Source organism: Streptomyces sp. NPDC026575 (assembly GCF_055567415.1).
The window spans coordinates 1-16325 of record NZ_JBVHQM010000035.1; the positions used below are offsets into that span (position 1 = coordinate 1).

A 16325-nucleotide genomic window follows, 5' to 3' on the forward strand; every position below is an offset into this window, starting at 1 on the left:
GAAGCCGGAGGACCGTGTACCTCCCCCCACCCCACCCCACCCCACCCCGGAAGGTATGACCGAGTGGAGCCCACCAACGATCCGCCGGCCGCCGGCGACAACGCCCCACCACCGGCCGACCGCGGCGCGTCGCCGGCCACCGCCGACAGCGCCCCGCCGGCCTCCCCTGGCAGCGCCCCGGCCGACTCCGGCGGCGCCTGGCCAGAGTCCGGTCAGGCGTCCGAGTTGGAGCTGCATGTCAACAACCGGGCGCACCCGCTGACCCTGGATCACCGGACGACGCTCCTGGACGCGCTCCGTGAGCACCTCGGTCTCACCGGCGCCAAGAAGGGGTGCGACCACGGGCAGTGCGGCGCCTGCACGGTGCTCGTCGACGGGCGGCGCGCCAACAGCTGCCTGCTGCTGGCGGTGGCACAGGACGGCCGGCGGATCGTCACCGTCGAGGGCCTGGCCGAGGGGGAGCGGCTGCACCCGCTCCAGGAGGCGTTCCTGGAGCGGGACGCCCTGCAGTGCGGCTACTGCACCCCTGGCCAGATCTGCTCGGCCGTAGGGGTGCTGGCGGAGGCGGCCGACGGCTTTCCGTCCCACGTCACCCCGGCCACCGCGGGCCCCGGGGCTCCGGTGGAGCTCGGCGAGGACGAGATCCGCGAGCGGATGAGCGGAAATCTGTGCCGCTGCGGCGCCTACCCCCGGATCGTCGAGGCGGTCGGGGACGTCAGCGCCAAGGACGCCGCGGCCGGTCGGCCGGCCGGTCAGGGGGCGGCCTCGTGAAGCCCTTCGGATACGTCCGCGTGGCCAGCGTCGAGGAGGCCGTACGGGCGGCCGACGGCCGGCCCGGTACCCGCTTCCTCGGCGGGGGCACCAACCTCGTCGACCTGATGAAGCTGGGCGTGGAGACGCCGCGGCTGCTCATCGACGTCACCCGGTTGCCGCTCGACCGTATCGAGGAGCTTCCGGACGGCCGACTGCGCATCGGCGCGATGGTCCGCAACAGCGATCTCGCCGCGGCCGCCCCCGTACGCGACCGCTACCCGGTTCTGTCGCAGGCGCTGCTGGCAGGTGCCTCCGGGCAGTTGCGCAACACCGCGACGACCGGCGGAAATCTGCTGCAGCGCACCCGCTGCCTGTACTTCCAGGACGTCTCCAAGCCCTGCAACAAGCGCGCCCCGGGAAGCGGCTGCCCGGCCCGTGAGGGCGCGCATCGCGACCTCGCCGTACTGGGCCACTCCGAACACTGCGTCGCCACCCAGCCGTCGGACATGGCGGTCGCGCTGGCCGCCCTCGACGCGACCGTGCACCTGCACGGCCCCGACGGCGAACGCAGTGTGCCGGCCACCGACTTCCACCGGCTGCCCGGCGAACAGCCGGAGCAGGACACCGTGATCCGGCCCGGCGAGCTGATCACCGCCGTCGAGCTCCCCCCGGCGGGCCCCGGCGCGCGCTCGCGCTACCGCAAGGCCCGCGACCGTGCCTCGTTCGCCTTCGCGCTGGTCTCCGTCGGCGCCGTACTGGAGGTGCGCGACGGCGTCGTACGGCACGCGGCGCTGGCGTTCGGCGGGCTCGCGCACCGGCCGTGGCGCGCCCGGGCGGCCGAGGAGGTGCTGCGGGGCGCGCCGGCCACCGAGGTGACCTTCCAGCGCGCCGCCGACGCCGAACTCGGCGCTGCCCGGCCGCTGCGCGACAACGGCTTCAAGGTCCCCCTGGCCCGCCGTCTCGCCGTCGGAGTGCTGTCGGACCTGGCGGAGTCGGCAGACCCGGCGGACCCGCCGAACCCGCCCGCGGCCGGTTGACGGCACCGGCGGACCGGACGGCACCGTCACCCCCGAGGCCCTCCACCGCACTCCTCACCGCCCCCACCCCCCAAGGACGCCGCCATGACCCCCCAGTTCCCGTCAGGTCCTCCCCCCTACCCCCTGGGCGCGCCGCTCGTCCGTCGGGAGGGCCGGCTGAAGGTCACCGGCGCCGCCCGTTACGCGGCCGAACACACCCCGCCGGGCTGCGCCTACGCCTGGCCGGTGCCGGCGACCGTCGCCCGTGGCCGGGTCACCGCGGTGGACACCGCGCGGGCGCTCGCGCTACCGGGGGTGTGCGCGGTGCTGACGCATGAGAACGCGCCCCGTCTCGCGGCCGCCGACGATCCGACGCTGTCGGTGCTCCAGGAGGACCGGGTGCCGCACCGCGGCTGGTATGTCGCGCTGGCCGTCGCGGACAGCCTCGAAGCCGCCCGCGCCGCCGCCGAGGCGGTACGCGTCACCTACGAGTCCGACGCGCACGACGTGCAGCTGAGCGCCGGGCATCCGGGCCTGTACGCGGCGGAGACGGCCAACGGCGGCTATCCGGGGACCCGGGAGCGCGGCGACTTCGACGCGGCGTTCGCGGCCGCTCCGGTCACCGTCGACGCCACCTACACCGTGCCCCCGCTGCACAACCACCCCATGGAACCGCACGCCTCTACCGCCCACTGGAACGACGGCCGTCTGACGGTCCATGACTCCAGCCAGGGCTCCACCAGGGTGTGCGAGGACCTGGCCGCGCTGTTCGCACTGGACACGAGCGATGTCACCGTCGTCTCCGAGCACGTCGGCGGCGGCTTCGGCTCCAAGGGCACACCGCGCCCGCAGGTCGTACTCGCCGCGATGGCCGCCCGGCACACGGGGCGGCCGGTCAAACTGTCCCTGCCGCGCCGCCAGATGCCGGCCGTCGTCGGGCATCGCGCACCGACCGTCCAGCGGGTGCGCATCGGGGCCGGCGAGGACGGAGTCATCACCGCCCTCGCGCACGAGATCGCCACCCACACCTCCACCGTCAAGGAGTTCGTGGAGCAGGCCGCGGTCCCGGGGCGCGTCATGTACACCTCGCCCAACAGCCGCACCGTGCACCGTGTCGTCCCGCTCGACGTGCCGACTCCCTCGTGGATGCGCGCACCGGGCGAGGCCCCCGGCATGTACGCCCTGGAGTCGGCCGTCGACGAACTCGCCGTCCTCTTGGACATCGACCCCGTCGAACTGCGGATGCGCAACGAGCCGGACACCGAGCCGGACAGCGACCGCGCCTTCAGCAGCCGGCACCTCGTGGGCTGCCTTCGGGAGGGCGCCCGGCGCTTCGGTTGGCAGCCGCGCGATCCGCGGCCGGCCGTACGGCCGGAAGGCCGCCTGCTGCTGGGCACCGGCGTCGCCTCGGCCACCTACCCCGTCTTCCAGGCGGCCTCCGAGGCCGAGGCGCACGCGGCCGCCGACGGCGGTTTCCGCATCCGCGTGAACGCCACCGATATCGGCACCGGCGCCCGCACCGTCCTGGCGCAGGTCGCCGCCGCCGCGCTGGGCGTACCGGAGGACCGGGTCGGTATCGAGATCGGCAGCAGCGATCTGCCGCCCGCGCTGCTGGCCGGCGGCTCGGCGGGCACCGGATCGTGGGGCTGGGCCGTGCACAAGGCGTGTACGGGGCTGCGGGCCCGGCTGCGCGACCATGTCGGGCCGCTCCCGTCCGACGGGTTCACGGTCACCGCGGACACCCGTCAGGAGACGGCCGAGCGGTCCCCGTACGCCCGGCACTCCTTCGGCGCCACCTTCGCGGAGGTCCAGGTCGACACCGTCACCGGGGAGATCCGGGTGCGCCGGCTGCTGGGCGTGTTCGCGGCCGGGCGGATCCTCAACTCCCGTACGGCGCGCTCGCAGTTCATCGGCGGTATGACCATGGGGCTGGGGATGGCCCTCATGGAGGGCAGCGGTCTGGACCCCGCCTTCGGCGACTTCGCGGAGTGCGATCTGGCCTCGTACCACGTGCCGGCCTGCGCCGATGTCCCGCGGATCGAGGCGCACTGGCTGGACGAGGAGGATCCGCATCTCAACCCCATGGGCAGCAAGGGCATCGGGGAGATCGGCATCGTCGGCACCGCCGCGGCCGTCGCCAACGCCGTACGGCACGCCATCGGCGTCCGCTTGCGCGATCTGCCGCTCACGCCCGACAAGCTCCTGCCGCATCTGTGAGGCGGCGGGGGCGGACGAGGGCGGTGCGGGACTCCGGTGGCCCAAGATCTGTTGCGGAAGCCTCGCCGTCGGGACACCATGACAAATGACCCATACGTGATAAATGCTCACTCTTCGTGTTCGGGGTTCGTTGGTCCAACGAGGTGAGGGCGTGAGCCTCGCGGTGAGGAGCCACGACATGACACTTCCCAGCGACCGGCACTACACGGTCGAACTGCATGCCTCGGCGGAGCGTGTGCCGCAGATCCAGCGGATTCTGGCCGCGCACCTGCGGTACTGGAATCTTGAGCTGCATATTCCGCCCGTATGCCGGGGAGTGGCGGAACTCCTGACCAACGTCCATCGCCATATCGGCCCGGACGCCCGCTGCGTCGTCGAACTCCGCTGGTCCGGACGCCATCTGACGGCCTCCGTCGCGGACGAGGGCCCACGGTTGCCCAAGCTGCGCAGCGCCGGCGGTGGCGGACTGTCGACGGTGGCGGCGCTGAGCGACAGCTGGGGCACCTGTGGGACCGCGGACGGCAAGGTCATCTGGTTCACCCGACGGGTCGAGGAGACCCGCAAGGTCCGTCTGACGAGCCAGGCCCCGCTGCGCAGTGTGCCCGACGCGAAGGGGCAGCCGGCCGTCCCGGTGGAGCCGCTGGGCGAGCCGGCCGCCGGGGCCACGGCCGACGGGGCGGCACCGGCGGCCTCGCCCGCGGTGTCGTTCGCCTGATGCGCCCTCATCGGGGAGAGGGGCGTGTCCGCAGGGGCAGTGGGGCCGATGTGCCCCCGGCGAGACCGGTGAGCCCTCGGTGAGATGAGGTGGCGAGGCGTGGGCGGTCATCGCCGGCGCGCCTCGCCGGCAGGCCGATAACCGTCTGGCGGGCACCGGCCTACCGCCGGCGGCCGCCCGCCCCGGTTACGATCGTGGCATGGCAACGGCCCGTTGGTTCAACGGCAGGGTGCGGAACCGCGGTTCGGCGGTTCCGTTTCGTCTGCTGTGGCTGGCCGCGTTGCTGATCAGCGTGCTGGTCGCGCACGGTGCGCGGGCGGAGAGCGCCGAAGGGCATCTGGTGAGCGCGGTGCCGATCGCGGCCGCCCCGGCCGCCGCCGTGGAATCCGGCGGCTGGCTCGCATCCGAGGACGGCGGCCGCTCCGAGCACCCGGGCCACCCCGGAGACCCGGGTCAGCACTCCCACGAGCTGTGTGTGTCGGCGCCGCCGCAGCAGGGCACTTCGGTGGCGCCTCCCTGCGCCAAGCCCCTGGCGGGCTCCTCCTGGCACGCGCCGCCCCAGGGCCGCTCCGGTCCGCCCCCGCGTCCCGCCGCCGCGCCTCCACCCTTGAGCGGTGCCGCGGGCTCCGTCGTTCAGCAGGTCTAGAGCAGCAGGCCCGGTTTCCGGCCAATTCCGGTTCACGCCCTGCTGACTTCGCCTGCCCGCGTGCGCGTTCGCCTGCTCTGCTGCGACGCGGCGGCGGCAGCCTCTCGGAGGACCCGTGCCCGCCCCCACCCCGTATCGCGTTCGCCTGACGTCGACGTTCCGCCCCGCGCCCCGATCACCGGTTCGTTCCGCGCTGCGCCGCACCGTCCGGCCGACGTTCCCTCTCCTCCTCGCCGTCGGGCTGCTGTCCGTGCTGCTGCCGTGTGCCGACGGTGCGGACGGGCACCACCATGTGGCCGTACCGGCGGCCGTGGCGTCGGCGTGGTCCGAGCCCGCGGCCGCGGTGCCGGCCGCGACGGACGACGGGCACTCCGCCGCCGAGTGCGGACCCGGCGCGCCGGGCCATGTCACGCAGGGCCGGACGGCCCCGGAGCCGCAGGGCGCCGCCCCTGCGGTCCTGGGGGTGCCCGCATCCGCCATCGCCGTGCGGCGGCCGGCGCCCCGGAGCGCCGTCGGGTCCCGCAGACCGGTGTGCGACGGCCGGTCCACCCTCGCCGCCCTGTGCCGGTGCCGGATATAGGAGCCGCGGCCGCGTCCCGCCGCGCGGTGGCGCCGTCGGGCCCACCGCGGGCGACGCCAGACGAGCGTCCCTGTCACTCCCCACACCGTAGCGAGAGCGAATCATGCACTCTGTTTCCACGGCAGCCGGCTCCGGCCCCTTCGGGATCCCGGACCTCCCGCCCCTCGGCGTCACCACCGACCCGGGCGCCCCGGGTCCCGCCGCCGGCATCCCCGGCCTGGTCGGCAACACCCCCGTCCTGCACATCTCCGAGCCGCTCACCCCGCCCGGCCGCGGCTTCTGGGCGAAGCTGGAGGGCCGCAACCCGGGCGGCATCAAGGACCGGCCGGGCCTCCACATGGTCGAACGCGCCCGCGCCCGCGGTGAGCTGCGGCCCGGCGCCCGGATCATCGAATCCACCAGCGGCACCCTCGGGCTCGGCCTGGCGCTGGCCGGAATGGTCCACGGCCATCCGGTCAGCCTGGTCACCGACCCCGGCCTGGAGCCCTCGATGACCCGTCTGCTGACCGCCTACGGCGCCCAGGTCGAGCTGGTCCCCGAACCGCATCCCTCCGGCGGCTGGCAGCAGGCCCGCCGCGACCGGGTGAGCGAACTGCTCGCCGCGCACCCCGGGTCGTGGTGCCCCGACCAGTACAACAACCCCGACAACACCACCGCCTATCTGCCGCTGGCCCTCGAACTCGCCTCCCAGCTGGGCCATATCGACGTCCTGGTGTGCAGCGTGGGCACCGGCGGGCACTCCGCAGGGGTGTCGCGGGTGCTGCGCCAGCTCTACCCGGAGCTGCGGCTCGTCGGGGTCGACACCATCGGCTCGACGATCTTCGGCCAGCCCGCCCGCCCCCGGCTCATGCGCGGGCTGGGGTCGAGCATCTATCCGCGCAATGTCGCCTACGACCAGTTCAGCGAGGTGCACTGGGTCGCCCCGGGCGAAGCGGTGTGGACCTGCCGCCGGTTGGCCTCCTCGCACTACGCCACCGGCGGCTGGAGCGTCGGCGCGGTCGCGCTGGTCGCCGCCTGGCAAAGCCGCGTCCAGCCGGCCGGCACCCGTATCGCGGCGATCTTCCCGGACGGGCCGCAGCGCTATCTGAGCACGGTGTACGACGACGAGTACTGCGCCGCCAACGGCCTGCTGGACACCCCGCCGGCGGACGCGCCGCAGACGCTGGGGCGCGCGGACGAGCGTGAGGTCACCGTCTGGAGCCGGTGCGCCGACGTGGTGGATCCGCTCGCCCCGCCCGGACCGCCGGTGCCGGGGCGCACCGACGCCGCCGGTCGCCCGCCCGCCGACGCGCCGCGGGAGGTGGTCCGGTGACCGGCACGCTCGCGCAGGTGCGTTCCTACGACCGCAGCGTCCAGTTGCTGATGGTCAATCAGTTCACCATCAATCTCGGCTTCTACATGCTGATGCCGTATCTGGCCGGGCATCTGTCCGGCACCCTGGGCCTGGCCGGCTGGCTGGTCGGCCTGGTGCTGGGCGTACGCAACTTCAGCCAGCAGGGCATGTTCCTGGTCGGCGGCACCCTGGCCGACCGGTTCGGCTACAAGCCGCTGATCGTGGCCGGCTGTGTGCTGCGCACGGTCGGCTTCGCCACGCTCGGGCTGGTGGACTCGCTGACCGCGCTGCTGGCGGCGTCCGCGGCCACCGGCCTTGCCGGGGCGCTGTTCAACCCGGCGGTACGGGCGTATCTGGCCGCCGCGGCGGGGGAGCGCAGACTGGAGGCGTTCGCGCTGTTCAACGTCTTCTACCAGGCGGGGATCCTGCTCGGCCCGCTGGTGGGCATGGTGCTGACCGGCGTCGACTTCCGGGTCACCTGCCTGGTGTCGGCGGGGATCTTCGCGGTGCTGAGCGCGGTGCAGATCCGCGCGCTGCCGTCCTGGGACGGCGGGTCCGCGCAAACGGACGGCGCCGGCCGGCGCAGGGGCGTGCTGTCCCAGTGGCGCGGGGTGCTGGCCAACCGGCCGTTCCTGCTGTTCTCGGGAGCCATGATCGGCTCGTATGTGCTGTCGTTCCAGGTCTATCTGGCGCTTCCGCTGGAGGTGCGGCGGCTGGCCGGCGAGGGGGAGTCGGGGACGGCGGCGGTGGCCGTGCTGTTCGCGGTGTCGGGGCTGAGCACGATCCTGGGCCAGACCCGGGTGACCCGGTGGTGCAAGGCCCGGATGCCGGCCGGACGCGCCCTCGCCTGGGGGCTGCTGACCATGGGTCTGGCCTTCCTGCCGCTGCTGGCGGCCACCGCACTGCCGGTGCCGGCACCGGGTCCGGCCCGCTGGGCGCTGGCGGCCGTTCCGCCGGCGCTCTGCGCGCTGCTGCTCGCCCTCGGCACGATGATCACCTACCCGTTCGAGATGGACACCATCGTCCGGCTCTGCGGTGACCGCCTGGTCGCCACCCACTACGGGCTCTACAACACCATCTGCGGGATCGGCATCACCCTGGGCAATCTGCTCACCGGCGCCGCGTTGGACGCCTCCAGGTCGGCCGGGCTGCCCGCCCTGCCCTGGCTCGTCCTGCCCGCACTCGGGGCGGCCTGCGGCGCCGCGCTGTACGGACTGCACCGCACGGGCCGGCTGACCCGGGCCGTCGGGCTGGAGGTGGCGCCGGCCCGATGAGTGCGGGCGGTGGTGGCCCCGGTGCGCGACGGCACGGGGCCACCACCGCCGTACGGACCGTCGCGGCACGCTCGCGAGTTCGGCGCGCGTACCGCCGTCTGTCACATGTGCGACACCCCCCCTTCCCTGACACTCGGTCCTCTTGGAACACTCTGCTGGCCGTGGTTTCGCCACAGCCCCTCACAAGACGGCACAGCAGCGCCCCCAATATCGCCAGCTTCCCCACACACCCGAAGAGGTCCTCGGACTCATGCCTGAACTCAATCGGCGGCGTTTCCTCCAGATCGCCGGCGCCACCGCGGGTGCCTCCGCACTGTCGAGCAGCATCGCCCGCGCCGCCGCCATCCCCGCCAAGCGACTCTCCGGCTCCATCAACGACATCGAGCATGTCGTGGTGCTGATGCAGGAGAACCGTTCTTTCGACCACTACTTCGGCACCATGAAGGGCGTCCGCGGCTTCGGTGACCCGCGCCCGGTGACGCTGCCCAGCGGCAAGCCCGTCTGGAACCAGCCGGACGGCGGCAAGGAGGTGCTGCCCTTCCACCCGGACGCCGAGGACCTCGGCATGCAGTTCATCGCCGGCCTCGACCACGACTGGGCGGGCGGCCACAAGGCGTTCCACAACGGCGCCTACGACCAGTGGGTGCCGGCCAAGAGCGACCGCACCATGGCCTACCTCAAGCGGCAGGACATCCCGTTCCACTACGCGCTCGCCGACGCCTTCACGATCTGCGACGCCTACCACTGCTCGTTCATGGGCGCCACCGACCCCAACCGCTACTACATGCTCTCGGGGCACGTGGGCAACGACGGCAAGGGCGGCGGGCCGGTCCTGGGAAACCAGGAGCTGGGCTACGACTGGACGACCTACGCCGAGCGCCTGGAAGCGGCCGGGATCTCCTGGAAGGTCTACCAGGACATCGGTGACGGCCTGGACGCGGCCGGCAAGTGGGGCTGGATCGACGACGCCTACCGCGGCAACTACGGCGACAACTCGCTGCTGTTCTTCAACAAGTACCGCAACGCCAAGCCCGGCGAGCCGCTCTTCGACAAGGCGCGCACCGGAACCAACGCCAAGGCCGGCGACGGCTACTTCGACGTGCTCAAGGCCGATGTGAAGGCCGGGAAGCTGCCGCAGGTCTCCTACATAGCCGCCCCCGAGGCATTCTCGGAGCACCCCAACTGGCCGGTGAACTACGGCGCCTGGTACATCTCGCAGGTCCTGGACGCGCTGACGTCCAACCCCGAGGTGTGGAGCAAGACCGCCCTGTTCATCACCTACGACGAGAACGACGGCTACTTCGACCACATCGTTCCGCCGTACGTGCCGTCCTCCGCGGCGCAGGGCCTGTCCACCGTGGACACCGCCCTGGACTACTTCCCGGGCAACGCGTCGTACTCCGCCGGGCACTACGGCCTGGGCCAGCGCGTGCCGATGATCGTCGTCTCGCCGTGGAGCACCGGCGGCTTCGTGAACTCCGAGGTCTTCGACCACACGTCGATCATCCGGTTCATGGAGCGGCGGTTCGGCGTGCAGGAGCCGAACATCTCGCCGTGGCGGCGGGCCATCTGCGGCGACCTCACCTCCGCCTTCGACTTCGCCGGCAAGGACACCGACCCCAAGCGGCTCCCGGACACCGACGGCTACCAGCCGCCGGACCACGAGCGGCACCCCGACTACCTCCCCAAGCCGCCCGCCAACCCCGCCCTGCCCAAGCAGGAGGCCGGCTCGCGCCCCACCCGGCCGCTGCCCTACGCCCCGCTGGTGGACGGCGCCGCGGACCCGGCCGCCGGGAAGTTCACCCTCACCTTCAGCGCGGGTGACGCGGCCGGCGCGTGCTTCCACGTCCGGTCCGGCAACCGCACCGACGGACCCTGGACGTACACCACGGAGAAGGGCAAGAAGCTCTCCGACACCTGGAACACCAAGTACTCCAAGGGCGCCTACGACCTGTCGGTGTTCGGCCCGAACGGCTTCCTGCGGACCTTCCAGGGCCCCGGCAAGACCGCCGGCCCCGAGGTGACGGCGCGCCACGACAAGGCGAGCGGCAACCTCAAGCTGACCCTGAAGAACGCCGGCAGCGCCGACTGCAACCTCACCCTCACCCACGCGTACGGCGGCGCCAAGGAGACGTTCAAGGTGCGCGCCGGCGCCACCGTCGAGCACACCGTGGACCTGCGCGCGAGCAAGCGCTGGTACGACCTGACCGTGGTGTCCGACACCGACCGCACGTACCTGCGGCGCCTCGCGGGGCACGTGGAGACCGGCGCGGTCGGCGTGAGCGACCCGGCGATCATCACCGGCTGACGCACCGGAAGCTCCGGGCCCCGGGCCCGCTCCCCGAAGGAACGCCGCGCGCACGGCGTTCCCAGGGGTGCGGGGCCGGGGCCCGCCTGCTGCCCCGGCTCGCCCGCACTCGTGAACGGGCCCCCGCGGTCGCGCGCGACTTGCGTTCAAGCGCGCTCCAGCTCCTAGCGTGAAGCCACACGTCGAGCGAGGAGACGAGGGGAAAACCGTGCGCTACACACTGTTCGGCAGGACCGGTCTGCGGGTGAGCGAGCTGTGCCTGGGGACCATGACCTTCGGCGAGGAGGGGTGGGGCGCCGCCAAGGAGACCAGTCGCCGCATCCTGGACGCCTACGCGGACGCCGGCGGCAACTTCGTCGACACCGCCAACAACTACGCCGGCGGCTCGGCCGAGCGGATCGTGGGGGAGCTGCTCGAAGGCCGCCGGGACAGCTTCGTGCTGGCGTCCAAGTACACCTGCGCGACCCGCAAGGGCGAGGTCAACTCCGCGGGCAACCACCGCAAGAGCCTGGTCCGTTCGGTGGAGGAGAGCCTCGCCCGGCTGCGCACCGACCACCTCGACGTGCTGTGGGTGCACGCACGGGACAACTTCACCCCGGTCGAGGAGGTCATGCGGGCGCTCGACGACCTGGTGCGCGCCGGCAAGGTGAGCTACGTCGGCGTCTCCGACTGGCCGGCCTGGGAGATCGCGCAGGCCAACACCCTGGCCGAACTGCGCGGTTGGACCGCGTTCGCGGGCTCGCAGCTGCACTACAACCTGCTGGAGCGCACGCCGGAGCGGGAACTGCTGCCGCAGGCCCGCGCCTTCGACCTGGCCGTGCTGGCCTGGGCGCCGCTCGCGGCCGGCCGGCTCACCGGCAAGTACCGCAGCGGCCAGACGGGCCGGCTGGACACCGTCGAGAGCGCCGCGCCGGACCACCGCGCGGAGGAGACCGTCACCGCGGTGCTGGAGGTTGCCGAGCAGGGCGGCTGGAGCCCGGCGCAGGTGGCGCTGGCGTGGCTGCTCAGCCGTCCCGGCAACGTCGTCCCCCTCATCGGCGCCACCAAGGAGAGCCAGCTCGCCGACAACCTCGCGAGCGTCGACGTCGAGCTGGACGCCGACGCGCTGGCGCGGCTGGACGCGGTGAGCGCGGTGCCGCTGGGCTTCCCGCACGACTTCCTGCGGGCACCGGGCATCGTCGAGAACGTCTACGGCGACCGCTGGGCCGACATCGAGGACCGGCGCTCGACGTACCGCCGGACGACGACCGAGGTCCGCTGACCGCGGGCCGCGTCCCGTGTAGCGGGGGCCGCTCACGGCACACGCCGCCGCCCGGCGGTCCGGGCGGCGGCGTGTGCGGGGAGGGAGGCGGGGGCTACTTCAGCGCGCTGCGCTGCTGCCACTGCTGCCAGGTCTCCTGCCAGACCTCCAGGCCGTTGCCGACATCGGTCTTGTTGGGGTTGCTGGTGCCCTTCACCTCGACGGTGGAGCCGATCGACAGGAAGTCGTAGACCTTCTTGGCGTCCTCGGTGGTCATGCCGAAGCAGCCGTGGCTGTTGTTGACCACACCGATCTGCTTGTTCCACGGGGCGGAGTGCAGGAAGGTCCCGGAGGCGGTGAGGTGGGTGACCCACTTGGAGTCCAGCATCCACTCGTCGCCGTGGCCGATGGTGGAGGAGTCCATGGTCTCGGCCGCGTTCTTGCTGCGTACGGTGTGCACCCCGCCGCGGGTCGGGTCCTGCGGGGAGCCCGCGGAGCCGGAGATGGTGCCGACGTTCTTGCCGTTCTCGTACATCGTCAGGGTGTGCGAGGGAACGTCGATGACGGCCTTGTGGTCGGCGCCGATGGTGAATCCGAAGTCGTAGTCCCGGGCGAACCAGCCGCCGGCGCCGGAGTCGATACCGCCCAGCGCGCCCTTGACGGAGACCTTGGTGCCGGTCGGCCAGTAGTCCTTCGGGCGCCAGTCGATGCGGTTCTTGCCGCTCCAGTCCTTGACCCAGCCCCAGGAGCCCTCGACCTTCGGCTGGGTGGTGACCTTCAGCGCCTTCTCGATGTCGGCGCGCTTGTCCTCGGCCACCGGGTTGTCGAAGAGGATCGATATCGGCATTCCGGTGCCGACGGTCTGCCCGCCGCCCGGGGTGTTGGTGAGCTTGTTGACCTTGTCGGCCTGCTCGGTGGTGAAGACCGAGGTGGCGGCGGACTCCTTGCCCTCCGCCGACTTCGCCTTGGTCTTGACGGTGTAGGTGGTCTGCGGCCTGACCTTGCCGTCCGACGTCCATGACGCGCCGTCACCGGCCAGCCGCCCGGTGACCTCGCCGCCCTTGTCGTCCTTGACCTCGACCGAGGTGAGCTTTCCGCGGTCGGCCCGCACGGATATCGGCGAGCCGAGCTTGGCCGACTTGGTGCCCGCGGCCGGGGTGACGGTCACCTTGGCCTCCGGCGCGGACGCCTTCGACGAGTCGGCACCCGCCCCACACGCGGTCAGCAGGCCGGCCGCCGCTATCAGGGCGGGTATCAACCGAGCGGGGTGGCGACGGGGTGCGGCGTGCACGGGGGTCCCTCCAAAGCAGACGACGGGCGTCGGCGGGGCCCGGCCCTGTGAGGGCGTGACCGTCGAAGGCCGCCGATGCACCCGCCGCAAATGCAGAGGGTCTGTCCGCTGTGGTGGTTGTCCGGTGCACCGAATATTCAGGACACGGTTCGGTATCGAAGGTGTGCGGCGCGGGCGCCGGGCGGGGCGTCAGCTCGCCGGCGCCGTGCCCTCGGAGTGCGGAAGACTGCCGGGGGACCCGCTGCTGCCGGGAGTCCCGCCACCCGGTGGTTGCTCGACGCCGGGCGAGGAGTCCCCGGTGGTCCCGCCGGTGGGCGGCTCGGGCGTCCCGCCGGTGGTGCCGGGCCCGCCGGTGGTCCCGGGGGCGGTGCCGGTGTCCGACGTGCCGGGCCCCGATGTCGTGGTGCCGGTCTCCCCGGTGGGGCTCTCGCCGGTCGGGGGTGACGACCCCGTCGGCGGGGACTCGGTGGTGGGACCGCTGGGGGTCTCGGTGGGCGGGGCGGTCGGGCGGTCCTCGTTGGGGCCCTCGGCGCCCTTGGGGCGCTTGAACCAGTTGCCCGTCTTCGGGTCGCACAGGGTGAACGCGTGGACCGCCTTCTTCGAGGGCTTCACGACGACCGCGTTGGTGGGCCGGTAGCCGGGCCACGGGTGGCCGACCGTCTTCGCCCCGCTCAGCGCCCGGGGCTTGGTCAGCGGGTTCCCGCACTTGCAGCGCACCCGCGGTACCCCGTACGCGTCGACCAGGACCGCGGTGCCGGCCTGGAGCACCGACTGGAAGGGGTATGCCTTGCCGTCCTTGTAGCCGTAGTTGGTGACCCGGGTGTCGTAGCGCAGCTGTACGGGCGTCAGCGACCGCAGATAGGCCGGGACGTTCTCCGGGGCCTGGCCCACGACGGTGGCGAACGCCCGGTTCTTCGCGGGGACGCTGCCCAGGAATCGGATCTGCTTCTCGATGTCGCAGCTCGCGCTGTTCTGTGTACCGCCGTAGAGGCCGGGCATCGCACCGGAGATATTGCTGTTGGTGCCCTTCACCGGCTTTCGGGGGGTCGCGGACGGGGCGGGGGCGGACTCGGTCGCGGTGGAATCCGTCAGGGGGTCCCGACCGGTCGAGCCGGCCGGTTCGGCGAAGATCTCGGCCGCGCCGGCGCCGTTCGGACGGGTGAGGACGAAGGTGAGGATGACGGCCGCGACCACGGCGGCCGCGATGATCGCGACCCGTGGTGCGGACCGCCACCAGGGGCCGCCGCCCCCGGGCTCGCCACCGCCGCCACCGCCGCCGCCCCCCTTGCCGGGACCGCGGGGCGGGGGAGTCGGGCCCCCGGCCTCGGTCCGCGGCTGCGGTGTGTCGACCCGTGTCGGCTCGTGCGGGGTGCCGGACGGCTTGAGCGGGCCGGCCGGCGGCCCGGTCGGGCGACTGTCGGGCGACGGTGGCGATGTCACGGGTCCCTCTTCCGGCGCGTAAGGGCCACCGGGCCAAGCGGCCAAGTGAATTGCCCTGGTTTGTTGGTGTCTAGGACATTGTGTGCTCGGGTCCGGCACTCTCCGCAAGCGGGGCGGTACACGGCGTGCTTACGGTGGTGGGTGGCTGCGCCACACGCCGTGGCCGCGGCATCCGCAGCGAAAGGTCAGGAGACAGCGTGAGCCAGCCGAAAGGCCCCGCGTCCACCGTTCCCCCCGGCCCGGTGCACACCCCCGGCGTACCGCCCGCCGTACGCGTCTGGGGCGAGGCGCTCGGCGCGGCCGTCGCGGGCATCGCCGCCATGCTCCTGGTCGCCGCGCTCGGCCTGTGGGCGGCCGGCGCGGCGGACCTGCCCGGCGGGGCGTTCCCGTCGGTGGTCGCGGCCGCGGTCCTGAGCGCCGCCGGCGGCTCGGTCACCCTGGCCGGCGACGCCGGGATCATCGGCGAGGCGCAGGCCACCCTCGACGTCGTACCGCTGTCGGTCACCCTGGCCGGTGCGCTGGTGACCGGGGCCGTCTTCCTGCTGCCGCTGCGCCACCGAGCGGTCGCCGGCACCCGGGAGCTGCTCGGCCGGATCGCCCGCACGGCGGTGTGCTGGCTGGTGCTCCTGCTGCTGCTCGGCCTCGCCGCCCGGCACGACTTCCAGATCTCGGTGGGCAGCGACCTCGTCGACCAGATCGGTGCCGAGCTGGGCAGCACCCCCACCGTCGGCTTCTCCGCCGATGTGCCGGCGACGCTCGGCTTCGGGCTGCTGTGGGTGCTGGCGGTGCTGGCGGTGACCTTCCTCGTCTCGCGCCGGGCGCCGCTCTCCTCCCGGCTGCTGCACTTCCAGGACTCCGTACGGCCGCCGGCCTTCGCGATGCTGCTGACGCTGCTGATCTACGTGGCGATCGGGCTGGTCATCGGCATCGTCGAGCTGATCACCAAGGACCGTCCGGCCGAGACCCTCGCGGTGCTCCTCCTCGGGCTGCCGAACCTGACCTGGATGGCGCTGGGCCTGGGGACCGGCGGCGGCTGGGTGGGGCATGTCGACAAGGCCATCGGCCTGCCGGTGCCGCACGCCGTGGACCAGGTGCTGCGCGCCCGGGGGCAGCGCACCCTCGACGTCGGCACGCTCGCCCAGTACGACGGACGCGCCTGGCTGCTGGTGGCGCTGGCGGCCGTGGTGCTGCTGGCCGCCGCCTTCTCCGCGGCCGTCCGCTCCCCGGCCCGGCTGCCGGCCTGGCGGCACGCCGTCGAGCTGGCCGTGGCGCTGGCCCTGACCCTGCTCGTCGTCGGACTGCTCACCCGGATCGACGCCCACTACGGGCTCTCCCTGATCGGCGTCGGCGACCTCGGCGGCAACCTGGGCGGCGAGGTCACCGTGTATCCGCAACTCTGGCGGCTGATGGGGGTGGGCATCGCCTGGGGGCTGGTCACCGGCTTCCTCGGCAGCCTGCTGGCGCGGGGCGTACGGCACCCGGGCGAGGTGGGGCGGCGCTGAGGAACCGCCG

At 73.1% G+C, this 16325-nt stretch carries 13 protein-coding genes; 11 read left to right on the forward strand and 2 right to left on the reverse strand.

Annotation, left to right across the window (positions count from 1 at the left end):
- The first annotated feature begins 63 nt into the window (after nt 1–63).
- The 10 genes from ACZ4NB_RS33860 (at nt 64) to ACZ4NB_RS33905 (ending at nt 12103) form a co-directional block, all read left to right on the forward strand.
- Nucleotides 64–771 (forward strand): (2Fe-2S)-binding protein, encoded by a 708-nt coding sequence (locus ACZ4NB_RS33860; protein WP_467666864.1) that lies wholly within the window; start codon nt 64–66, stop codon nt 769–771.
- On the forward strand, nt 768–1790 hold the full coding sequence (locus tag ACZ4NB_RS33865) for an FAD binding domain-containing protein (RefSeq protein ID WP_467666865.1): 1023 nt from the start codon (nt 768–770) through the stop codon (nt 1788–1790). The genes ACZ4NB_RS33860 and ACZ4NB_RS33865 overlap by 4 nt, the downstream gene beginning before the upstream one ends.
- 84 nt (nt 1791–1874) lie before the next feature.
- The gene (locus tag ACZ4NB_RS33870; protein WP_467666866.1) at nt 1875–3986 is read left to right on the forward strand and encodes a xanthine dehydrogenase family protein molybdopterin-binding subunit; all 2112 of its coding nucleotides are present in this window, start codon (nt 1875–1877) and stop codon (nt 3984–3986) included.
- A 178-nt stretch (nt 3987–4164) separates the two neighbouring features.
- A complete protein-coding gene (locus tag ACZ4NB_RS33875; protein WP_467666867.1) occupies nt 4165–4701 on the forward strand; it encodes an ATP-binding protein in 537 nt (178 codons plus the stop codon).
- Nucleotides 4702–4900: 199 nt separating this feature from the next.
- Nucleotides 4901–5347 carry a hypothetical protein gene (locus ACZ4NB_RS33880; protein WP_467666868.1) on the forward strand — a complete coding sequence of 149 codons (447 nt, stop codon included), beginning with the start codon at nt 4901–4903 and terminating at the stop codon, nt 5345–5347.
- 115 nt (nt 5348–5462) lie between these two features.
- Entirely contained in the window at nt 5463–5927 is a 465-nt protein-coding gene (locus tag ACZ4NB_RS33885; protein ID WP_467666869.1) for a hypothetical protein, read from the forward strand.
- Between the two features lie 103 nt (nt 5928–6030).
- Nucleotides 6031–7239: a PLP-dependent cysteine synthase family protein gene (locus tag ACZ4NB_RS33890; protein WP_467666870.1), complete on the forward strand. Its 1209-nt coding sequence runs from the start codon at nt 6031–6033 to the stop codon at nt 7237–7239.
- On the forward strand, nt 7236–8534 hold the full coding sequence (locus tag ACZ4NB_RS33895; protein WP_467666871.1) for an MFS transporter: 1299 nt from the start codon (nt 7236–7238) through the stop codon (nt 8532–8534). Before ACZ4NB_RS33890 ends, ACZ4NB_RS33895 begins: the two co-directional genes overlap by 4 nt.
- Nucleotides 8535–8784: 250 nt before the next feature.
- Complete coding sequence (locus tag ACZ4NB_RS33900) at nt 8785–10842, forward strand: phosphocholine-specific phospholipase C (RefSeq protein ID WP_467666872.1); 2058 nt, start codon at nt 8785–8787, stop codon at nt 10840–10842.
- Nucleotides 10843–11050: 208 nt separating this feature from the next.
- Nucleotides 11051–12103: an aldo/keto reductase gene (locus ACZ4NB_RS33905; protein WP_467666873.1), complete on the forward strand. Its 1053-nt coding sequence runs from the start codon at nt 11051–11053 to the stop codon at nt 12101–12103.
- Between the two features lie 94 nt (nt 12104–12197).
- On the opposite strand, the gene ACZ4NB_RS33910 is transcribed toward ACZ4NB_RS33905, so the two are convergent.
- Nucleotides 12198–13373, reverse strand: coding sequence for a L,D-transpeptidase (locus tag ACZ4NB_RS33910; protein ID WP_467666874.1), 1176 nt, complete (start codon nt 13371–13373; stop codon nt 12198–12200).
- Between the two features lie 189 nt (nt 13374–13562).
- Entirely contained in the window at nt 13563–14813 is a 1251-nt protein-coding gene (locus tag ACZ4NB_RS33915; protein ID WP_467666875.1) for a DUF6777 domain-containing protein, read from the reverse strand.
- A gap of 197 nt (nt 14814–15010) precedes the next feature.
- Here ACZ4NB_RS33915 and ACZ4NB_RS33920 point away from each other — a divergent pair, with 197 nt between their 5' ends.
- Nucleotides 15011–16315 (forward strand): streptophobe family protein, encoded by a 1305-nt coding sequence (locus ACZ4NB_RS33920; protein ID WP_467666876.1) that lies wholly within the window; start codon nt 15011–15013, stop codon nt 16313–16315.
- The last annotated feature ends 10 nt before the right edge of the window (nt 16316–16325 follow it).